Annotated in this window: 19 protein-coding genes and 5 tRNA genes; 8 read left to right on the forward strand and 16 right to left on the reverse strand. The window is 61.3% G+C overall.

Translation table 11 applies throughout. The features are described from left to right. Positions 1–56: 56 nt before the first annotated feature. The 3 genes from J3L12_RS06690 to J3L12_RS06700 form a co-directional block, all read right to left on the reverse strand. A tRNA-Arg gene (locus tag J3L12_RS06690) sits at positions 57–132 on the reverse strand. Positions 133–231: 99 nt separating this feature from the next. Further along, positions 232–307, reverse strand: a tRNA-Gly gene (locus J3L12_RS06695). Positions 308–342: 35 nt separating this feature from the next. Further along, positions 343–419: transfer RNA gene (locus tag J3L12_RS06700), tRNA-Pro, on the reverse strand. 137 nt (positions 420–556) lie between these two features. Between J3L12_RS06700 and J3L12_RS06705 the strand changes: the two genes are divergently transcribed. After that, a tRNA-Lys gene (locus J3L12_RS06705) sits at positions 557–632 on the forward strand. Positions 633–717: 85 nt separating this feature from the next. On the opposite strand, the gene J3L12_RS06710 is transcribed toward J3L12_RS06705, so the two are convergent. After that, positions 718–1,866 carry a site-specific integrase gene (locus J3L12_RS06710; RefSeq protein ID WP_208014274.1) on the reverse strand — a complete coding sequence of 383 codons (1,149 nt, stop codon included), beginning with the start codon at positions 1,864–1,866 and terminating at the stop codon, positions 718–720. Continuing rightward, positions 1,847–2,086, reverse strand: coding sequence for a helix-turn-helix transcriptional regulator (locus tag J3L12_RS06715; protein ID WP_208014275.1), 240 nt, complete (start codon positions 2,084–2,086; stop codon positions 1,847–1,849). Before J3L12_RS06715 ends, J3L12_RS06710 begins: the two co-directional genes overlap by 20 nt. A gap of 144 nt (positions 2,087–2,230) precedes the next feature. Between J3L12_RS06715 and J3L12_RS06720 the strand changes: the two genes are divergently transcribed. After that, positions 2,231–2,440 (forward strand): hypothetical protein, encoded by a 210-nt coding sequence (locus J3L12_RS06720; protein WP_208014276.1) that lies wholly within the window; start codon positions 2,231–2,233, stop codon positions 2,438–2,440. Between the two features lie 47 nt (positions 2,441–2,487). Continuing rightward, the gene (locus J3L12_RS06725) at positions 2,488–2,727 is read left to right on the forward strand and encodes a hypothetical protein (protein ID WP_208014277.1); all 240 of its coding nucleotides are present in this window, start codon (positions 2,488–2,490) and stop codon (positions 2,725–2,727) included. A gap of 337 nt (positions 2,728–3,064) precedes the next feature. Here J3L12_RS06725 and J3L12_RS06730 read toward each other — a convergent pair whose 3' ends face one another. From J3L12_RS06730 to J3L12_RS06745, 4 genes are read right to left on the reverse strand one after another with little or no spacing between them, the layout of a single operon-like run. Beyond that, a complete protein-coding gene (locus tag J3L12_RS06730; protein WP_208014278.1) occupies positions 3,065–3,391 on the reverse strand; it encodes a hypothetical protein in 327 nt (108 codons plus the stop codon). A gap of 11 nt (positions 3,392–3,402) precedes the next feature. After that, the gene (locus tag J3L12_RS06735) at positions 3,403–6,372 is read right to left on the reverse strand and encodes a DUF927 domain-containing protein (protein WP_243455011.1); all 2,970 of its coding nucleotides are present in this window, start codon (positions 6,370–6,372) and stop codon (positions 3,403–3,405) included. Next, positions 6,365–6,823, reverse strand: a complete 459-nt coding sequence (locus tag J3L12_RS06740; protein WP_243455012.1) for a hypothetical protein — start codon at positions 6,821–6,823, stop codon at positions 6,365–6,367. Before J3L12_RS06740 ends, J3L12_RS06735 begins: the two co-directional genes overlap by 8 nt. Before the next feature lie 10 nt (positions 6,824–6,833). After that, entirely contained in the window at positions 6,834–7,034 is a 201-nt protein-coding gene (locus J3L12_RS06745; protein ID WP_208014279.1) for a helix-turn-helix domain-containing protein, read from the reverse strand. Positions 7,035–7,400: 366 nt separating this feature from the next. On the opposite strand from J3L12_RS06745, the gene J3L12_RS06750 reads away from it, so the two are divergent. From J3L12_RS06750 to J3L12_RS06760, 3 genes are all read left to right on the forward strand, one after another. Further along, positions 7,401–7,492, forward strand: a tRNA-OTHER gene (locus tag J3L12_RS06750). Between the two features lie 372 nt (positions 7,493–7,864). Beyond that, complete coding sequence (locus J3L12_RS06755) at positions 7,865–9,280, forward strand: HD-GYP domain-containing protein (RefSeq protein ID WP_208014280.1); 1,416 nt, start codon at positions 7,865–7,867, stop codon at positions 9,278–9,280. Between the two features lie 190 nt (positions 9,281–9,470). Beyond that, a complete protein-coding gene (locus tag J3L12_RS06760; protein WP_208014281.1) occupies positions 9,471–10,535 on the forward strand; it encodes an ATP-binding protein in 1,065 nt (354 codons plus the stop codon). A 248-nt stretch (positions 10,536–10,783) separates the two neighbouring features. Here the strand turns inward: J3L12_RS06760 and J3L12_RS06765 are convergent, their stop codons facing one another. After that, positions 10,784–12,439 carry a CTP synthase gene (locus J3L12_RS06765; protein ID WP_208014282.1) on the reverse strand — a complete coding sequence of 552 codons (1,656 nt, stop codon included), beginning with the start codon at positions 12,437–12,439 and terminating at the stop codon, positions 10,784–10,786. Between the two features lie 374 nt (positions 12,440–12,813). Between J3L12_RS06765 and J3L12_RS06770 the strand changes: the two genes are divergently transcribed. After that, positions 12,814–13,806, forward strand: coding sequence for an MBL fold metallo-hydrolase (locus tag J3L12_RS06770; protein ID WP_208014283.1), 993 nt, complete (start codon positions 12,814–12,816; stop codon positions 13,804–13,806). 115 nt (positions 13,807–13,921) lie between these two features. Next, a complete protein-coding gene (locus J3L12_RS06775) occupies positions 13,922–14,131 on the forward strand; it encodes a dodecin (RefSeq protein ID WP_208014284.1) in 210 nt (69 codons plus the stop codon). Positions 14,132–14,225: 94 nt separating this feature from the next. Here J3L12_RS06775 and J3L12_RS06780 read toward each other — a convergent pair whose 3' ends face one another. The 6 genes from J3L12_RS06780 to J3L12_RS06805 all read right to left on the reverse strand — a co-directional run bounded on the left by J3L12_RS06780 (position 14,226) and on the right by J3L12_RS06805 (position 21,019). Then, entirely contained in the window at positions 14,226–15,815 is a 1,590-nt protein-coding gene (locus J3L12_RS06780) for a gamma-glutamyltransferase family protein (RefSeq protein ID WP_208014285.1), read from the reverse strand. Positions 15,816–15,987: 172 nt separating this feature from the next. Continuing rightward, the gene (locus J3L12_RS06785; RefSeq protein ID WP_208014286.1) at positions 15,988–16,821 is read right to left on the reverse strand and encodes an ABC transporter permease; all 834 of its coding nucleotides are present in this window, start codon (positions 16,819–16,821) and stop codon (positions 15,988–15,990) included. 1 nt (position 16,822) lies between these two features. Next, entirely contained in the window at positions 16,823–17,767 is a 945-nt protein-coding gene (locus tag J3L12_RS06790) for an ABC transporter permease (protein WP_208014287.1), read from the reverse strand. Positions 17,768–17,779: 12 nt separating this feature from the next. Continuing rightward, the gene (locus tag J3L12_RS06795; RefSeq protein WP_208014288.1) at positions 17,780–19,267 is read right to left on the reverse strand and encodes an ABC transporter substrate-binding protein; all 1,488 of its coding nucleotides are present in this window, start codon (positions 19,265–19,267) and stop codon (positions 17,780–17,782) included. Next, positions 19,264–19,947 (reverse strand): FadR/GntR family transcriptional regulator, encoded by a 684-nt coding sequence (locus J3L12_RS06800; protein ID WP_208014289.1) that lies wholly within the window; start codon positions 19,945–19,947, stop codon positions 19,264–19,266. Before J3L12_RS06800 ends, J3L12_RS06795 begins: the two co-directional genes overlap by 4 nt. Positions 19,948–20,254: 307 nt before the next feature. Next, complete coding sequence (locus J3L12_RS06805) at positions 20,255–21,019, reverse strand: TIGR00282 family metallophosphoesterase (protein WP_208014290.1); 765 nt, start codon at positions 21,017–21,019, stop codon at positions 20,255–20,257. Between the last annotated feature and the right edge of the window lie 35 nt (positions 21,020–21,054).

Consider the following 21,054-nt stretch of genomic DNA (forward strand, 5'->3'; position numbering starts at 1 on the left):
CTCATCCGACCACACAAATCGCAAAAGACATCCTGCGGATGGCCCATTTTTTGGTCTGGCGCGCCCGGGAGGACTCGAACCCCCGACCTACCGCTTAGAAGGCGGCTGCTCTATCCACTGAGCTACGGGCGCAATGAACCCCATCCTGGGGCAAGCGACAGTTTAGCAAACTTATCGGCATTGCGAAGCACGCGAAATCAGTCTACGAAAAAACCGCCCTCGGGCGGTCTTTGGAGCGGGAGACGGGATTCGAACCCGCGACATTCAGCTTGGAAGGCTGACGCTCTACCAACTGAGCTACTCCCGCATGGCAGGCTTGGGCCTGTTGGTCGCTCGCGCTTCTGGTCGGGGAGACTGGATTCGAACCAGCGACCCTCTGCTCCCAAAGCAGATGCGCTACCAGACTGCGCTACTCCCCGAGTTGTTCGCCTGGCTGGCTTGCCAGAGCGCAACACCAAAGATAGCACGGCAAGGCAAAAACGGTCAAACGCCCTGTTGACGAAGCTCAAATCATATTGACAAGCGGTCAGGTAATCACTATATTTATTGGTTGCTTGGGCTGTTAGCTCAACTGGCAGAGCAACTGACTCTTAATCAGTGGGTTGCAGGTTCGATTCCTGCACAGCCCACCAAGTCCAGGACGAAGAAAACCGGGGTTGTTCAAAGCCCCGGTTTTCGTTTTGACCCCAGGTTTTGACCCCAATAAACTTTTGACCCCTAGGCTTGCGCCCTGGGTTGCAGCAAGTCCTCCGGGTCAATCACAAAGCCCTGCCGTTCGTGCTGGAGCAGATGCCGGTACACCCCCAGGGTGATGTTCGGGTTGGCATGGCCCATGCGCTCGGATACCAGCTCGAGGGGTGCGCCATTAGCCAGCAGGTGGGAGCCGTAGCTGTGCCGGAGGTCATGCACCCGGACGTGGGGGATTCCCAGTTTTTTCGTAACCCTGGTCAGCAGGTGAGCAGGGGCCCGGTATTCCAAAGGCTTATCCAGGTTGTTCCCGGCGAATACCCACATGCCCTGGGGTGGATAGACCCCCAGCTTCTCCCTCCACCAGTCCCGGTAGGCCCTCAGCCGCTCCAGCGTAGCCCTGGGGATGGGTACAGTCCGGGCGCTCGTGTGGGTCTTGGGTAGGGTGATGCGGTTTGCGCTGTAGGCCCTGGATACCTTGAGCACCCCGGCCTCGAGGTCTACATCCTGCCACTGCAAGCCCAGGGCCTCGCCCAAACGCAACCCACAGGCCAGTATCAGGCGTAACGAGAGGGCAGTCCTGGGGTCACTGTGAGCATCCAGGGCGGTAAGCAGGGCCTGCACCTCGTGGAGCTCGAGGGCCCTCCCAGCTTTGGCTTTGGCCTGGTCACGGGGGGCTTTGATCTTCACCGGTGCTACCGGGTTTCTGTGGATGAGCTCCAGGCTCAGGGCTTCCTCGAAGATGGCGTGCAGCCGGGCTCGAGCCTGCCTTACGGTGCGGATACTGCACCGTTTGCCCAGGTCATCCAGTAGCTCACGGATATGGGCAGGGGTTACGTCTTTGAGGGGTCGGGCCCCCAGGGGGTCAGGGGCCAGGGGGTCTTTCAGGCTGGGCAGCACCAGGCCCAGTTCATAGCGGTAAGCCTCAGCCGTTCGGGGTCTGACCTCCTGGGTTCTGCGCTCGAGCCAGGCTTTCACAAAGCCCGTGACGGTCGTCCTGTCCCGGCTAAACTGCCCACGCTCGGCTTTGGTCTTGACCTCACGGGCCAGGCGCTCGGCTTCCTGGGCAGTGTTGCCGTAGATGGAGATACGCACCCTTCTCCCGTTCTCAGGGATACTCAGGCGCACTTCATAGCGGCCATCCTTGCGCTTCCTGGGTTTATTGGTCAGCCTGGGCATCCCGTACCACCTCGAGCACGTCATTAGGCTCTACCCGCTTCCCGGTGAGCTTTTCCAGGCCATTGATTACCTTAGCCAGGGTTTCAAAATCGGTGCGGATGAGCTTTCCTGAGGTAATAGCGTAGACCGTGGTCTTGGATAGACCGGAAGCCTTCCACAGGGCGTAGGCGCTCTTCCCGTGGGTGCTCAGGTATTGCTGTACTTTCCACCTCACCATCATCACCTCGATTCTGGGGCTTATACCCAACAATCCAATAGTACCAGTTAGCTTGACCTAGGTCAAGATACATGGTACTATTGGGGCGGTTAGGAGCTGAGCCTGAGAAACCAAGCCCCCAACCACTCACAGAAAGGAGTAAGCCCAGTGTACACCACCCACAACCTCCCACCCCAAGCCAGAGCGATTGAAACTGTGGCCTTCATGCTCAGTGCAGAGCTCAAGAACCTGCCCGAGAGCCTGGATGATGCCGCCCTCGAGGCCCTGCTTTCCTCCATCGAGGAAGCCCAGGCCCAACTGTCCCGGCTCAAGCGTGTGGCTGAGCTCGAGTGGAGCTATCGTCAGGTAGGAGCCTGAGAAGACCGGGGGTAGGCTCAACCCCTACCCCCACGAAAGGACACCCCATGAAGCGTTACCCCACCTTCCGCTTTCAGATTGACTCTCCCACCTCTTGGCATGAAGTGCTACTGGTAGCCCGAGAGCTCGGGCGACTGGTACACGGGAATGACATAGACATCGAGGGTATGAATGCCCGGCTCGAGGTTGCCCTGACCCCCACTGATGAGAAGGGCTTGGCCTTGTTGGAGCAGTTCAGCCAGGAGCTCGAGCACATGCTTGCTCCCTGGGGGGCGCAGATCGAGTAATCTCGAGCTCCCATAAGCGCAACCCCCAGGGCCAGCCTGGGGGTTTTTTATGGGCGACAAATTGCGACAGTTAGGAGTCGCACGGGTTGATACTCGTGTTCGACTTGGTGTTTTTATAGGCGAAAAATTGAGAAATTATCGCCAGACCGCTCCCCGGTACAGCGTCACCTCGAGGATATGAGCCTCGTCGAGCAGGGGCCAGGCGGCAAAACGCCAAAGTTGCAAGTTATTGTCAGTATGCGCCAAAATGCGCCGTTATTCGTCGTTTCCCCCACGCCCTGCAACCCGTCAGCCTCGAGCAGGGTGTGCAGGGCGGTAGGAAGATGGGGGTAACGGTTCACCGGCCAGCCTCTGCCTTTTTGGGGGCTACACGAGCGAAGGGCTCGAGCCGGTCTGGGGGCCAGAAGGCCAGAAGCTCCACCTCGCTTGCGTGGGGCCAGCCGTGCTCGAACCGGGTCAGCATCTCGACCAACCACCCCTCGTGGCTGGGGCTGCTCATCCCCGGCCATCTCGCGTGGGCGGCCAGGTCGTCTTCTTTGGGAACCTGCAAGGCCCAGTAGATCACCCGGCCATCTACCACAAGGCGAAGTTTGGGAGGGTTGATCCGTTGTAGCTTTTCCACAAGCCGGGGGGTATAGCGGATGAGGGTTCGCCAACGGTTCATCGTTTACCTCATCAGAGCTCGAGGATGTCTTCCTCCTCCTCACACCTATAGGCCCCTATATCTCCAGAACCGGGAACACCGGGAACAGAGGGTTTTTCCCTGTCCTGGACAGCGTTTTGGTTGTTCCCGGTTTTTGTTTTGTTCCCGGAAGCTTCCGGGAACACTTCCTCGGGGGTGGTGGGGGGCTGGGCCTGTTCCCGGAAATTACCGGGAACAGCTAGATTTCCGGGAACAGGTTTTTCGCCGTCCCGGACGGCGTTTTCTGCCTTGTTCCCGGTGTTCCCGGTTTTTGCGATATAAGACCCTAGGACATACGCCACTCGGTGGAGTTGCCCCCCAATACGAGCCCGGACGAGGTAGCGAACCTCCCCAGCCTCTACCTGGGTTCGGATGATGCCCCGCTCCCCCAGCCGCTTCCACAGGGTGCGAGGGGTTGGGAGGGGTTCCCCGGCATCGGATGCCAGCCGGTTGAGGGCGGCATAGGCGGCCTCGGGGTTGAGCAGCACGTCTTCACCGTTTAGCCACCCCACCTGTGGCCCCTGGGCCATCCACCGGCCTGAGGGAGCATCGGGATGACCGCTCAGGTTCTCCTGCCACGTCCACCCCCAGCGCTCGGGGTGGGAAGGCGGTTCGGTGGGCTCGTCCACACTGGCTAGGTGTGCCCGCTTGCTCTCCAACAGCCCCAGGAGCAGCGGGATGAAGCGCTCGGTTGGATCGGCGTCACGTTGGTAATCAGCCTGGGCCTGGGCTACCTGGGCCAGGGCGGTACAGACTTCAGCCTCGAGGGCCTCGAGCTCATCCTCGCTCAAGCTGTGGGCCAGGTACTCCCGTACCACCTTCCACACGGCGTGAAGGCGGGCCACCGCGTCGGTCGTCCTTCCGTGGGCAGAGGGGTACAAAGCCCGGAGCTCGCCCCGGTGCTGGAGCACCCGGTCACGCACCTCATCCAACCTCCCAGCCAGCCAGCGAATCCAGCCGGTGAGCGCGGAAGCCAGCACCCCTTGCCGTGCAGCGCGTTGAAGCTCTGTGGTCACGGTGTAGTCGAGTTCACCCCGGCGCAACTCGAGCACCAGCACCCTTGCCCTCACACTGTGGCCTGGGGGTAAGTCCTCCCCGGTGACAAGCAAACTCCCACGTGGGGGGTGGTCAGGGCGCAACCCTCCATCAGCCCTCATCCTGAGCCTTCCAGTGCTGTTGCCCTGACTTCTCAACAGGCGGGCGGCTTTGGCCTGAAGTTCCTTCTGCTTCCCCTCATGCCCCGTAGGAGCGTAGTCGTCTAGCAGCAGCAAGGCGTCTTTGGCGGTGAATGCCAACCCTTCCAAACTGTTCGCGGTAGCCTCCCAGGAAGCCGGGGGAGCCCCGGCATGCCCCCACAGGGATTGAAAGAGCAGGGCCAGGGTAGTTTTCCCAGCCCCGGTGGGGCCGGCCAGGTACAGACTCCCTTCAGGGTGATTGATGGGCGCGGCCAGGGCGTACAGGAGCAGCGGCCAGGTCAGCCCTCGAGGGGCAGCGTCCAGCAGGCTGAGCAGGGCTCGAGCGTCTCCCTGGGCAGGAGGCAGGGTGAAGCTGGAGAGGGCAGGGGGCAGGTCAACCTCGAGGCCCTCCACCGCTCCATCTGAGGTAATGCCCCCAGTCGCGTGCAGATAGACCCAGCGCTCCCCCAGCCGCACCCATCCGGTGTGGGCATAGACGGTGGCCCGGTGAGGGGTAGACAGGTATTGAATGGCAGCCCTGAGATGGTCTTTGGCCCCTTGCCCTGGGGTCACCACAGCCTGGGAGCCCCACTCCCTTGTGACCCAGTTCAAGGCGGAAAACTCTGCAGCCTTCACCCGTGCGGGGGGCAGGGGCTGGGCTCCCGCGTAGCCCTGGAGCTCGAACCACAGTTCGGCCTCGAGGCCATCAGACCGGCGAATCTCCCGCGTGATGACAGCGGCGAAGTTGGCCAGCGGGTAATAGGTCACCTCGGGTTTCTCACCGCGCTCCACCTTGCCGTGCTCAATCACCGCTCTGTGGATGCGGTAGCGCGGTTTCTCCAACACCAGCCCCCCACCGGCGCGGCCATCGAGGGGACAGAGGGGCTCTGAATCCTTCTGAGGGTCGTAAGGGTCAGAGGCATAAGCCCGCTCGAGGGTGACTTCCCCGTAGGTCTTGCCGTTGGCGTAGCGCTTGGCGTCCCACTTCTCCCGGTAGAGCCCGGATTTTCTGAACAGCGCGTCAGCCCGGCTCTGGTCGTTGCCACACCACCACATCAGGTCTCCAGCCAGGGCCAGGTCTGCTTCACTCGGGGAGGGGTAGCCGGCCCAGTTCCCCTCCCAGAGGGCGCGGATCCTGGACCCGTTCTTAGACCTGAACATGCGCTCGAGCAGGGCGCCATCATCCAGGTCTGTGGGCAGGGTGGGCCTGGGGGCAACAGCGGGCTTGACCCTGGGCGGGAAGATCTCCAGGAGCAGGGCCTCGAGCTCGGCCTGCCTGTCCTCCAAATCCTGTGGATACCCCTCCCACCGCTCACCCGTCACGGTGAAGTAGCGGCCCTGGTCGTAGACCTCGAGCTCGACTCCAGGGGCTAGCTCCTTCCGGTTGCCCACACCGGGGAGCAGGTAGCCCTTCAAGAGGATATGAGCCCCCTTCCGGCTGGGGCTCCACTCGGTGTAGCTGTTGAGCCGGTCTATGACGGCCTGGGCCTGGGGAGGAACCCCCTCCTCGGTGTAACCCTTCCAGTCCAGATCAACCCCGACGATGCCGCCATCCTGGGCGAACACGAACCCCAGCCCCTCCATCCTGTGGGTTTCCAGGGCGGTGAGGGCGGCCTCGAGCATCCCCCAGGTGGCGGGGTCGTTGGCTTTGGCCTTAGCTCGCTTGTGGGGGTGAGGGCGATAAGGAAGCTTGGTGCGTTTGCCGTCGCGCTCCTCGTACCTCCACACCACCCACTGGGGCAGGGTACGCAGGCTGGAGGGGATGTTAGCCAGGATGGGCTTAGACATGGGGCCTCCCCTTCAGCCGCTCGATCAGGCGGGAAGCCTCGAGCCGGTTCGCAACCTCATCGGTGTAGCCCAGAATCCGCAGGTAGCTCAGCTGCTTCTCGGTAGGGGGCTGGGTTTCCATCCAGCGTGTGACGGCCTCTTCAGACCGCTCCCGCTTGATTCGTTGCCGTTCGGCGAAGGGCAGCGACTCCCACCACAAGGCCCAGCGGGCCCCGGCTAAGAGGGCCTCGGGGTCGAACTCCGCCAACCACACCAGGGTGTGGAAAGCCTCCGAGCCCCAGCGCATACGGCGGCGGGCAGTCTCCAGGGCGTATCCCACCACCTGGTTAGGGTCAGCACAACCCTGACGCACAGCCGTGAGCAAGCAGTTGGCGGCGGTGGCCCGCTGGTTGTGGGGGAAGTAGGCGAGGAAGAACCCCCTGTCCTGTAGAATGGGCTCAGGGATATTCACAGCCCACCCCCTAGCGCTCCCCGCCAGCCCCGGCGGGGTTCTTGTTGGGCTCGAGGCCCAACAGGCGCTCAACTTCAGCCTTGGGAATCAAAACCCGTTTGCCGAGTTTGACAGCGCGGATTTGCCCATGCTTTACATACCTACTGAGACTATTGGTGTGGATTCCCAGCACCATAGCCGCCTCTTTGAAGCTGTAGACGAGTTTTTCCATTTGCTTTTCCTTGTGTTTGGTGCTTGAAGGGGACTTGGGTAAATAAGGCAAAAGAAAACCCCACGCACACACGTGGGGTGCGGGGGGTGCTCTCTGGGGTGGCCCTCGAGAAAGGGTGTGATGGGGCATATTCACTCCAAATGGAAAACCCCCACCGGAGTGGAGGTGCAGTTTGGCTAAATTAGCGTTATGTTAGCACAAAGTGGAGCAGAGTCCAAGGGGGGGGAGAAATGTGTTTTTGGGTTGCATGGAGTGCTATGCCCCCTCGAGTTTTGACCCCAATTCTGACCCCAATTGACCCCAGTTTTGACCCCAATATGGATGTATTCCATTGTGGCAAAAAGTAAGAAAAACGCCGTATTGATGGGGCTGAGTGTTATAAAAAGTGTCTAGTTGTTATTCTCCAAAAACTTCTCTTAATCAGTGGGTTGCAGGTTCGATTCCTGCACAGCCCACCAAGTCCAGGACGAAGAAAACCGGGGCTTTGAACAACCCCGGTTTTCGTTTTAAGCGAGATTAAAACCTCATTCACTAATGTTGCGTCATCCAACTTCAACAGAGCTTTGCCCTGGACAGAACAGTGACCACCGTGAAACTCGAAACCCAAGCACCCGTGGGCCGGGCCCGGCCCACGCGGGGGTGCGTAACCTGCGGCTAGGCCCAGACGCATCCGCGTTTTCGTGGGCGACCACGCCTGTGAAAGGCGCGATATGCGGCTCATGACCTGGTCTGAACTGTAACTATTCGGGAAGACTCTTTACGCCAGAGGGTCGGCAAATAACCTATCGAGACTCCCCACTCGGTGCTAGATTGAGGGCAACGAGCGTGCTATGAGAGTTTCCTACCGCAAGCTATTACAAAACCAAAGCCTTCTAAGTCTGCTGGCGTTACTTGTCTGGGGCGGGGTTTCGTTCCTCTACTTACCCGACAGCTACCAGGCTTTTAGCTTTCTTTTTCTGATCCCCTGGGTCTGGAAAGACGGGCCCCGGAGCATGCGCTGGGTGGTACCGCTGGTATTTGTCTACACGATTGTGCAGCATCTGTACCCCAAGTCCAGCCTGAGCTTAGATAGTTTGCTGGTTACCATGCTTCCAGGTCTGATAGCCCTGGGGTTTGTGGCCTGGTTGCGTGAACGGGATCGGCGCTCGCAGAAGGAACTCGAGGACTCGTTGCGCTTCATGCACTTGCTCGAGGAAGGCAGCCTGAACATCAGCACCGCCAACGACCCCCTGGAGTTAACCGAAAGCGCCATGACCGCCTTGCACAACCTGAACATCGCCCCGCACCTGGCTTTTGTACGCTTCCGCGAAGGTAAGCCGGTGGTGGTGAGCGCAAGGGGAGCCCTCGAGCGCTACCGCGGGCGGCACCTGCCGCAGCAAAAGTTGAGCACCCACGCTTCTCTGACCGATAGTTTTACTGTAGGCAACTACCTCGAGGGTATCCCTGAAAGCGCGGGCTGGTCTACGGCGGCAGTTCCAGTCTCGGCCCGGCAGAAGCGCCCCCTGGGGGTGGTGATCTTGGCCAGGGAGGGTAACAAGCCTTTCCAGTCCGACGAAAAGGCCATGGCCAACTCGCTGGCGCGGGTAATGGGGGCGCAACTGGGGCAGATGGAAGCCCTCAAGCACCTCGAGGATGCTTACGACGGTACGCTGCGGGCTTTGGGTCTGGCTCTGGAATTCCGCGATCACGAGACCCAGGGCCATACCAAGCGGGTCGTAGCCTGGGCCGACCAACTAGCCCAGGACTTGGGCCTGGATCCTTCAATGCGCAAATTTCTTCGTTGGGGGGCTTACCTACACGACATCGGCAAACTCTCCATCTCCGATCACATTCTCCGCAAGCCCGACAAACTCGACGAGGAAGAATGGGAAATTATGAAAAGCCACGTGGTCATGGGCTGGGAGATGCTCTCGAGGGTACCCTTCTTACCGCAAGAAACCCTGGAAGTGGTGCGTTATCACCACGAAAACTGGGACGGTACCGGCTACCCCGACGGCCTCAAGGGTCAGGACATTCCTATTCTGGCCCGCATCTTTGCGGTGGTAGATACCTTCGATGCGCTCTACAGCCCCCGCCCCTACAAGCGGGCCTGGAAACCAGCCGAAATTATCGAAGAGCTGAACCGGCTGCGCGGCAAAAAGCTCGACCCCAAGCTGGTGGACATCTTCATCAAACGCATCACTTCCCCCTCCGGTAAGGAAGCCATGGAGGTTGCCAACCCCAGCAAGGCCAATGTCAAGGCCTGAAGGCAGATAGTCCATAGCTCATAGCCCATAGTTGATTGCCAGGCCATACGCGACCCTAAACTCTAGTCGGGTTGTGTGCGCTTCGATTCGTAATTTCGGCAAGATTCTTCGAGCAGCACGAATCCCTTGTTGGGCACGCCCTGAACAAATCACAAGCTCCTGTAGCGGCCTCACGATAAAATAGCTGACCATGCAGCTATTTCCCCCGCTCTACGACACCCCCCTAGCAGAACTCTTTCACACTCGAGTCCCTGCGGGAGAGCCCTGGGCCTGGGTACTGTGCCAGCGCATTCTGGCCGACGAAACCCTGGCCCGGCGCTTGCTCGTCGAACCCCTGAGCCCTGGAATGGCCGACTGGATCAGCCAGGAGCTGGGGCACCTACGGCGGGAGGTGGAGCGCCTCAAAAAGCAGTACCCCTTTTCGGACTTTGGCAACCGAGAGCCCAGCAGAGCCGAAAGCGCGGCCTTGAAGGTACTGTTGGAGGGTTCGCCCGCCGCCCTGCAAAACCTTTATCAGACCCACGGTTACGGTATTTATGTCCACCATACGGCCTTCCTGTACAGCCGCCAGATGCACGCCGTCGAGCAGCCCGACCCGGTTCGTTTTGATGACCTGGTGGGCTACGAGCGGCAAATCCGTAGCTTGCGTGTGAATGTGGAGCGTTTTCTGGCCGGAAAGCCTGCCGTGCCGGTGCTTCTGTATGGGGCCAGAGGCTCCGGCAAGTCCACCTCGGTCAAAGCCCTGCGAACCCATTACGCTGCCCAGGGCTTGCGGCTGGTGGAGGTGCTTTCGGAGGGGCTGGAGCAGCTACCCAACCTTCTGGAGCTGCTGGCCCCCTTGCCGTACAAGTTCATTCTGTATCTGGACGACCTGGCCTTTGCCAGCGAGGACGAACGGTTTCACAAACTAAAGGCCCTGCTGGAAGGGGCCGTCTACGAGCGGCCCTCCAACGTGCTGGTTGTGGCGACCTCCAATCGCCGCAACCTGGTGACGCAGCACTGGTCGGATCGGCCCGACCCCGATGCCAACGACCCCGCTTCCTGGGACACCCTGCAAGACAAGCTGGCCCTGGCCGACCGCTTTGGGCTGGTGCTCACCTTTCCCCCTTTCGATCAGCAGCTCTACCTGGAAGCCGTGGCCCATATCCTGGGGCGAGAGCTCGACGAGACCACCCGCAAAACCGCATTGCAGTTTGCCCTCGAGGGCAGAGGCTTTTCTGGCCGCACTGCACGGCATTTTGCCAATCAGCAATAACGCTCAGGGCTCAACTACGAAAGAGCACGACCCGACATCAAGAAGTACGCTCAACGTGCTGGAAGAGTGTCTGGCGCTTGCGCTCGAGGCCGTCAGGCGCGAGCCCACTGCGTGCGGGTGTAGCGTCGGTAAACTGCGTAGGCCTCGTCTTGCGCTCGAGGCCGTCAGGCGCGAGCCCACTGCGTGCGGGTGTAGCGTCGGTAAACTGCGTAGGCCTCGTCTTGCGCTCGAGGCCGTCAGGCGCGAGCCTACCGCAATAAGGCTGGGGAGTCGGCAGACTGCGTAGGCCTCCTTTTACGCTCGAGGGCCGCACCAATGAATCCGCTAAAAGGCGGCGAGACCCGCATGGGGCGGCTGGTGAGTTCGGGGTGGGCCTGCAGGCCGATAAAGAAGGGGTGCTGGGGTAGCTCGATGGCTTCTACCAGCCCCTCGCCCCTCCCCTGCACCCCCGGCGTGACCGCCGAGACCGTCAGACCGTTCTCGATCAGGCGCTGGACATACGCGGGGTTCACCTCGTAGCGGTGGCGGTGCCGCTCGTAGACCAGTTCCTTGCCATAGAGCTTATAGAGCAGGGTCTCGGGGTGGATGCGCATGGGCCAGTTGCCCAGCCGCATGGTGCCGCCCATGCCTTCAACTTCCAACTGCTCGGGCATCAGGTCTATGACCGGATAGGGGGTGTAGGGGTCGAACTCGGTGCTGTTGGCCCCCTCGAGGCCCAACACGTTCCGGGCATATTCAATCACCGCAATTTGCAACCCCAGACAGATACCAAAGTAGGGCAGCCGGTTCTCGCGGGCATAGCGGGCGGCCAGAATTTTCCCCTCCACCCCCCGGATGCCAAACCCCGGCCCTACCAGCACGCCGTCCACATCGCCCAGGAGTTCGGCGGCCTTGCCCAGGTCGGTGATGTCTTCGGCATTGACCCATTTCACATTCACCCGCGCGTCATGGGCGATGCCCGCGTGGCGAAAACCCTCGAGAATGCTCAGGTAGGCGTCGGGCATCTTCACATATTTGCCCACAAAGGCCACCGTTACCTCGTCGGCGGGGTGTTTGAGCTTGCGCACGGCATTCTGCCAGAAGCTCAGGTTGGGCTGGATCGGCTCCAGGCCCAGCTTCTTCTCCACCACCCGGCCCAGGCCCTGCTCTTCCAGCACCAGGGGCATCTCGTAGAGGTACTGCACGGTGGGGCTACTGAAAACCTCACCCGCATGTACGTTGGTAAAGAGGGCTACCTTCCTGCGCACATCCTCGGGCACCATCTTTTCCGAACGCAGCACCAAAACATCGGGCTGAATGCCCACCCCGCGCAGGGTGGAGACCGAGTGCTGGGTGGGTTTGGTTTTGAACTCCTCGGACGCAACCAGATAGGGCACCAACGTCAAATGCAGGTACATCAAATCCTGGTCGTCCTCGTCGAACTGAAACTGGCGGATGGCCTCCAGGAAGGGCAGGCTCTCGATGTCGCCCACCGTACCGCCTACCTCCACCACCACAATCTCGGCGTTTTGCTCCTGGGCAGTGCGGCGAATACGGTCTTTGATCTCGTCGGTGATGTGCGGGATTACCTGCACGGTCTGGGAGAGGTACTCCCCGCGCCGCTCTTTTTGAATGACCGAGAGATAGACCTGCCCGGTGGTGATGTTGTTGGCGCGGGAGAGGTCTATATCGAGGAAGCGCTCGTAGTGGCCGATGTCCAGGTCGGTCTCGGCACCGTCGCCGGTAACGAACACTTCGCCGTGTTCGTAGGGCCTCATGGTGCCTGCGTCCACGTTGACGTAGGGGTCAATCTTGATGGCGGTCACGCGGTAGCCCCGCCCCCGCAGGATGGCTCCCAGGCTCGAGGTGAGAATACCCTTGCCCAAACTGCTGACCACACCGCCCGTGACAAAAATGTATTTCATAACAAACTCCCGTTTTGCGCCAGACGCTGTCCAGCGCCCTAAAAGCTCCTTTGCAAACGCTCAACCGGTACGGTGGAGCCGCCTCACTATCACGGGATTTGATCGTACCACGACCTGCCCCCCCTGTGTCCAGCCATGCGAGCACCATTCAGGCTTTTATCGTTTTCCCCTTTCCCTCTCCCCTTGCGGGAGAGGGTGGCGACAGCACCGGCTAGTTTGGTACTCCTTTTGCCAAATAGAACAATTCTGGCGGTAACCGCTGTCGCCGGGTGAGGGGTTGAAGCGACGATGCCCAGGCAAATGATAAGAGCCTGAACACCATTGGCATTGGCCGAGCACCTTTGCAAAAAAGTTTGACTTGGTACAATCTTGCTATGGCAGGGGCCATTCAACTCTCCCACCAGGTTGCAACGGGCATTTTTGCCATTCCGGTGCCCATCCCCTACCCCTTCAAGTACGTGAACTGCTACCTGCTGATGCCCGGCCCCGGTTCTTCCGACGGCCCGGTGCTCGTAGACTGTGCCCTGGACACCGCCGAAGCGCGGGCGGGTCTGGAAGCGGCCCTGCGCGAACACGGGCTGGGCTTTGGCGACCTCGAGCGCCTGATAGTCACCCATCACCACCCCGATCACTACGGCCTGGCCGGGCTTATCGAGGCTCAGGGCCCCACGGTGTGGATGCTGGATGTGGAGCTAGAGCGCGGCCACGTCTTCTGGACCGAGCCCGAGCGCATGAACCAGATGGGGCAGGCGCTCTTCCATCAACACGGCGTTACCGATGAGTACCTGGCCGACCTGGGGCAGGAGATGACCAAAACCCGCAGCCGGGTGCACCCCGCGCAGAACCCCCAGACCTTCCGCGATGGCGAGACCCTCCGACTGGCAGGTATACCCTACCGGGTGGTCTGGACCCCCGGCCATGCCGACGGCCATGCCATGTTGCTGCGCGAGGCGGATGGGGTGCTGCTGGCCGGGGATCAAATCCTGGAGCGCATCTCCCCCAATATCGGCATCTGGGCCTACTCCTACCCCAACCCCCTGAAGCACTACTTTGAGTCGCTGGAAAAAACCACCGCGCTGGGGGCCTCCCTGGCCTTACCGGGGCACTACCGGCCTATCCTGGATGTAGCAGGCCGTGCCGCCGAGCTGAAAGCCCACCACCACGAACGGCTGGGCTATCTGCTGGATCTTCTAAAGCCCACCCCGCAGACCTGCTGGCAGGTATCGCTCGAGCTTTTCCCCGGCAACCTCAACCTGGCCCAAAGGCGTTTTGCCTGGTCGGAAACCCTGGCCCACCTGGAGTATCTGGTGGCCGAAGGGAGGATAAAGAGGCTCGAGCAAGACGGGATTGTTCACTACAGCCGCTAATCCCTTACACAAACGCTCCGCCTCCCCGGCACGGCTCCCCGACTCGACCCTTAGACCTACAAAGGCCATTTATCCCCGCTTTGGGGCGCTAACCTTGGAACGCAGGAGGTCAGCCATGAGCAAGGTCTACAAGAAAGTGGAGCTGGTTGGCAGCAGTGCGGAGAGCCTCGAGGACGCCATCAAGGTCGCCCTGGCGCGGGCCCGCAAAACCCTCAGGAACCTGGACTGGTTCGAGGTCAAGGAGATTCGCGGCAGCCTGACCGATGGCTACGTGAACACCTACCAGGTGACGCTTCTGGTGGGCTTCCGGCTCGAGGAGGAGTAGAGCGGTTCCCACGAATAGTCGGTACGGCGGTTTTTGCCGTACCGACTACAATACGACGCACCGTGTGCGTCGTATTGGTGGGAAACGCGATAGTTCACCAGGCCAGGGCCAGGCCGTCGGCGCGGGGCTCGGTGGCCGCCAGGAAGGCGTCTTTTGGTTTCAGAATGATCTGACCCCGGCCAAAAGAGGCCCACTCGCTCTGCAAGACCACCTCGTGACCGCGCTCTTTGAGACCGTGTACCAGGTGGGCGGGTAGGCTGGGCTCGAGTTCCACCTGCTGGCTGCGCGTCCACTGCCAGCGGGGCGCGTCCAGGGCCGCCTGGGGGTTCAGACTGTAGTCTTCCAGGTTCACCACCACCTGCAGGTGGCCCTGGGGTTGCATGTGCCCCCCCATCACGCCAAAAGGCCCCAGGGGCTTGCCATCGCGGGTCAGGAAGCCAGGAATGATGGTGTGGAAGGGCTTCTTGGCAGGGGCGTACTGGTTGGGGTGCCCCTCTTCCAACACAAAACAGGCCCCCCGGTTTTGCAGCGAGATGCCGGTGCCGTCCACCACGATCCCCGCCCCAAAGCCCATGTAGTTGGACTGAATCAGGGAAACCTGTAGCTCGCCATCGGCAGCGGCCAAATACACGGTGCCCCCTTTGGGCGCACCGGCCTGCACTGGCAGGGCTCGCTCGCCGATTAGCCTGCGGCGCTGGGCCAGGTAGTCTGGAGAAAGCAACTCGGCGGGCGAAACGGTCATGAAGCGTGGGTCGGCCACGTACTTCTGCACATCGGCAAAAGCCAGCTTCATGGCCTCAATCTGGAGGTGAAAGCCCTCTACCGAGTCCCGTGGATACCGCCCCAGTTCAAAGCCCTCCAGGATTTTCAGGGCCATCAGGGCGGCAATGCCCTGCCCGGCAGGAGGAATCTCGTGCACTTCCAGCCCCCGGTAGCGCACCGAGAGGGGCTCCACCCACTCCGAACGGTAAGCAGCCAGGTCGGCCCGGGTAATGTAGCCGCCCGTAGCCGCCGCAAAATCGGCTATCTGGGCGGCCAGCTTGCCCCGGTAAAAACTCTCGGCGCCGGTGCGGGCAATCTCGCGCAGGGTTTCGGCATGGCGCGGGCTGTGCCAGATGTCGCCGGGTCGGGGGGCTCTACCCCCCGGCATGAACACTTCTTTAAACGGCTGGAAACAGGGGTCATTCAGGGGGCCATAGATGGCCTCGATGCGGGGCCAGGTGCGCCCGGTCTCGGGCGTGACGGCAAAGCCCTCCTCGGCATAGCGAATGGCCGGGGCAAAGAGTTGCTCGAAGGGCAGCCGGCCAAACTTTTCGTGCAGCACCCGCCAGGCCGAAGGTGCGCCGGGCACCGTAACCGGCAGCCAGCCCCGGGTGGGTACCTGCCCACTGCTGGCAAAAGTGGCCAGATCCAGACCTGCTGGACTCATGCCATTGGCGTTCAGACCGTGGAGCTTCTGGCCATCGTGGATCAGAGCAAAGGCATCGGAGCCGATGCCGTTGGCGGTGGGCTCGAGCACCGTCAGGGCAATGGCCATCGCCACCGCAGCGTCCACTGCGTTGCCCCCGGCTAAGAGCATCTCCATACCGGCCAGGGCGGCCTGGGGCTGGCTGGTCGCCACCGCGCCGCGCTTGCCGGCTACCACATTGCGCCGGGAGGGGTAGGGATATTGGTTGAGGTTCATCACGAAAGACCTTTCTAGATCGCAAGCCGAGTTTGTCAAACCGCCTCAAAAGCGGGGCGAATGCCTCGAGCAAAAGTGCACCGATTACAAAAGACCGGACTTGGCCCAGGCCAATGCCACAGTACGGGCTTCGTGAGGGATATACCCCCAGGCGTGGCCTGGGCAGCCCCACCTACTTCTTCGTGCGCGGGTCGAAGGCATCGCGCAGGCCGTCCCCTATCAGGTTGAAGGCCAGCACCGCCAGGAAAATGGCCAGACCGGGGAACAGGGCCATGTGGGGTGCCTGGCTGAGGTAGCCTCGAGCATCGTTGAGCATCGAGCCCCACGAAGGGGTGGGCGGCTGTACCCCCAGCCCCAGGAAAGACAGCGTAGCCTCGGCCAGAACCGCCGTGGCGGTGCTCAAACTCACCTGCACAATCAGCGGTCCCAGGATGTTGGGAAGCATGTGCCGCACTATGATGCGACCATCGCCCCCGCCCAGAGCCACCGCCGCCTGCACGTAGTCGCGGGGGCGCTCGGACAGCACCTGCCCCCGGATGAGGCGGGCGAATACCGGCGTCGTGACCACCCCAATGGCCAGCATGGTGTTTTGCAGGCTCGGCCCCAGGACGGCGGCCAGGGCAATGGCCAGCACCAGAAAGGGGAAGGCCAGCATGGCATCGGTCAGGCGCATCAGCACATCGTCTATCCACCCGCCGTAAAAGCCTGCCACCAGGCCAATCAGGCCCCCCAGCACCAGCGCAATCAACACCGAGACCAGACCTGCCGCCAGCGAGACTCGAGCCCCATAGAAAACCCTCGAGAGGATGTCCCGCCCTAGCTGGTCGGTGCCAAACCAGTGCTTGGCCGAAGGCCCCTGTTGCAGGGCGCTGAAGTCGGTGGCGGTGGGGCTATAGGGTACCAGGATGGGCGCGAAGGTAGCCCCCAGCACCAGCAGCAGCAAGATGACCACCCCGGCAATGGCCAGGCGGTTGGCAAGAAAGGCTCGGAGGGTGCGGTTGTTCATCTCAGTGATAGCGGATGCGCGGGTCAATGGCCGCGTACAGCAGGTCGGTCAGCACGTTAATCAGAAACACCGCCAGGGCCGAAATCAGCACCACTGCCTGCAAGACCGGAAAGTCGCGGTTGAAGACCGAGTCCACCAGCAAGCGCCCAAAGCCGGGAATTGAAAAAACCTGCTCGGTGACCACCGCCCCGCCCAGCAGACCGCCCAGTTGCAATCCAATCACGGTCACGACGGGAATGGCCGCGTTGCGCAGGGCGTGCTTGTAGACCACCACCCGGCCTTCCAGACCCTTGGCTCTTGCGGTGCGTACATAATCCTGCGAAAGCACCTCCAACATGCTGTTGCGGGTGAAGCGGGCAATCGCACCGGCCAACGCCGTACCCAGGGTGATGGCAGGCATCAACATCAGCAGCAGGTTCTTTTGCAGGTCTACCCAGGGTTCGACATAGCCCGAAGGGGGAATCCAGGCCAGCCGGATGCTGAACAAGTAGATCAGCAGGATGCCCAGGAAAAAGTTAGGAATCGAGATGCCCGACAGGGCCAGCACGGTCACGCTGGCATCGGCAGCGGTGTTTCTTCGCAAGGCGGCCAGCACCCCCGCCGGAATGCCAATCAGGATGGCCACCAGCAACGAGAAAAAGCTGAGCTCGAGAGTGGTGGGCAGTTTTTGCCAGATGATCGGGGCCACTTGTTCGTTGCCCCGAATCGAACGCCCCAAATCGCCCTGCACCAGGCCCCACAGCCAGTCGGCATACTGCACCAGGATGGGCCGGTTGAGCCCCAGCTCTTCTCGTATCTGGGCCACCAGCTCCGGCGTGGCCTCCTCGCCCAGCAGCAGCCGTGCAGGGTCACCCGGCAGAACCCGGGTCAGGGCAAACACCATCACCGTGACCAGTAGCAGGGTGGGCAAACCGCCAACCAGGCGCCGCAGGACGAAGAGGAACACCGCGCTTAACTCCTACTGAGCGCCCAGGCTCACACCGCGGAAACGCAGGATGCCGTCGGGTATAACCGGAATTCCGCTCAGGCGGCGGCTCAGGCCGATGGTGGTCTGGGGGTGGTACACGTAGATGTAGGGCAGGTCTTCCTGGATGATTTTGGTGATCTGGCTGTACAGGTCGCGGCGGGCTTCCGGCAAGCGCACGGTGCGGGCCCGGTTCAGCAGGTTATCCACTCGAGCATTGCAGTAGCCGGAGTAGTTGTTGGCAGCTTTACAGCGCACAAAGTCGTAGATGTTACCGTCGGGGTCGGGGCGACCACTCCAGCCCACCGCCACGGCCTCGAGCTCCAGCTTGGCCGCCCGGTCGAGCAGGGTGCCAAACTCCACCTGTTCGATGCGAACCTGAATGCCCGCTTCGGCAGCCATGGCCTGGTAGACCTGGGCCAGTTGGGCCAGTACCGGGCCAGGGGCGATGGTCAGGGTGAAGCTAAACCCTTGCGGACGACTCCCTTCAGCCAGCTTCTGCCGGGCCAGAGCCAGGTCGCGCTTAGGGACTGCAATGCCTTTATCGTAGGCCAGCGTGCCGGGCGGGAAGGGCCCGTTGGAGGGGAGGGCTGTACCCAGGAATACCACCCGGTCTACCACATCGCGGTCAATGGTCGCGGCAAACGCCTGCCGCAGGGCTTTGTTGGTGAAGGGGCCTTTGGTGTGGTTGAGCCAGATACCCTGGTAGCCGATACCGGGGAAGTTGTTGACGGTCAGGTTGGGGTTGTTACGAATGGCCGCCAGGTCTTTGGCAGCTACGGGGGTGATGATGTTCACAGCGCCCGAAAGCAGGTTGGCCACCCGCACATCATCGTCGGGGAAGGGGCGATAGACCAGTTGTTCGATGCGGGGGAAGCCCCGCTGCCAGTAGTTTTCGTTGCGGGCCAGCACAATACGGTCTTGCCGCCGACGCTCCACAAACTTAAAGGGGCCGGTGCCGACCGGGTTGTTGCCAAACTCTGCCCCCAGTCTTTGAGCAGCGGTCGGGCTGACCATCATGCCCGAACGGTCGGAAAGGATGGCCAGGAAGGGTGCAAAGGGCTCCTTCAGGGTAACCCGCACGGTGGTGGGGTTGACTACCTGCACGTTGGTGATGAGCGAGAGCTCACCCGAGCGGCGCGAACCCGGTGCGCTGCGGTAGCGGTCAAGGTTGAACTTGACCGCCTCGGCGTTAAAGTCGGTGCCATCGTGGAACTTGACCCCCTGGCGCAAGGTGAACACATACACCGTTCCGTTTTCCTCCACCCGCCAGCTTGTGGCCAGCATGGGCACGATGCGCAGGTTTTCGTCCAGGTCTACCAGTTTGTCGTAAATCTGGTTGTGCACCTGCCGATCTACCAGTGCCGAAGAAAGCAGGGGGTCGAGGTTGGGTGGATCGGCGTCCAACCCCACCGTGACAGTCTGGGCCAGCCCCAGACCCCCCAGGCTCCAAAGAACAACTGCTGCCAACCACTGTTTCATCTGCCTACCTCCTTGGTTTTTGCCGAGCGTTCAACGGTACTCAGGTGTGCCAGCATGGCTTTACGGGCTGCCTCGGGGTCGGAAGCCCGAATGGCCTCGAGGATCTTGCGGTGTTCGTCGAGGGTGGATTGTGGGCGGAAGCGCTTGGCTGTGGCGGTCATACGGGTCTGGCGCAGCTCCGCCGCCAATAAGACCACAATCTCGCTCAATACGGCATTCTGGCTCATCTCGGCCAGGGTCTTGTGGAAGTCCAGATCCAGCTCTACAAACCGGTACAGGTCGGCGGTTGCCGATTGCTGCTGGGATAGCAGTTCTTCAAGGCGTTGGATACCTTCGGTATCGCTTCGCTCTGCCGCTAAAGCAGCCACCGCCGGCTCCAGGATTCGCCGCACTTCAAACAGCTCGGCGATGAAATCTTCCTCGTGCAGCCTCGAGCGCAGGCGTCGGCCAAAGCTCTCCGAGGGGTGAGCCACCCGCGTCCCGTCTCCCTGGCGAATATCTACCCAGCCGTGGAGCTCCAGAATTCGTAAAGCCTCCCGCACCGACGAACGACTCACGCCAAAGCGGCTGGCCAGGTCGCGCTCCCCCGGCAGTTGGTCGCCGGGCCGCCATACGCCGTCCTGGAGCAGTTGCTCGAGGTCTTTGGCCAGCTTCTCGGGAATTCGGGCAGGGCGCATCATAAAAGAGTCAACCCCTCTTATTGGTCTGACCACTGAACCAGTAAATGCATGAAGATACAATAAGCTGAAACTTCAGGCTTTATGTAGTAAGCGCTACATTCCAGCCCAACAAGCCCCCGTGCTCGCCTGACAATCCGGGCCTCAAAAGCCGCTTACCGGGGCCATTGGAGGAGTCTTTTCAACTTTTGATCCTGACCAGACCCTGCCAAACCCTGATTGATTCTGACAGCCGCCTGTAGAAAACGTCATTTGTCACGTGGCCCACCTTGCACAGTCAAGCCACACCGGGTCTTCGTGAAAGCCGCTCTTACTCCGGCTCCTCCCACCGCATGGGCCGGATTTGCACACACTTACCGCCCTCCAATACGAGTTCTGTCGCACAGAACATGGCCCTGCCCGAAGCCGCTTTGAAGGGGGTGGGCCGCTGGGTGATGAAGCGCCCTAGAAAGCTTTCGATCTCACCGCCAATAATCGAGTGAATGGGGCCGGTCATGCCCACATCGCACTGAATGGCGGTTCCGTTGGCTAGAAAGCCCGCATCGGCAGTCTGGACGTGGGTGTGCGTGCCCAGCAGGGCCGATACCTTGCCGCCCAGGTAATGCCCCAGGGCGTACTTCTCGCTGGTGGCCTCGGCGTGTACCTCGAGCAGAGCATAATCGTGCGGCACCTCGGTCAGTAAGGCCTCGGTGGTGCGAAAAGGGTCGTACAGGTTCAGGCCCATGTCTACCTGCCCCATCACCTGCATCACCAGCAGTTGCTCTCCCCCCACTTCCAGCACCCAGTGCCCTTGACCAGGGGTGCCGGGCGGATAGTTGAGGGCGCGAATGATGGGTTCGGTCTTGATCAGTTCGTATATGTCCTTGTGATCCCAGGCGTGGTTACCCAGGGTGATGAGATCGGCCCCAGCCTCCCGCAGTTTTTTGTAGGCGGGCTTAGACAGCCCCTTGCCGTGGTGGGCATTCTCTCCGTTTACAATCACTATGTCGTAGTGGGGGCGCAGGTCGGGCAGGTGCATCGCCACCGCCCGCAAGCCCGGCTCACCGAAAACATCACCGACAAACAAAACACGCATGGCCTCAGCTTATCGTGCAAAGGGGGCGCTCGAGG

Source organism: Meiothermus sp. CFH 77666 (genome assembly GCF_017497985.1).
Classification (GTDB): Bacteria; Deinococcota; Deinococci; order Deinococcales; family Thermaceae; genus Meiothermus.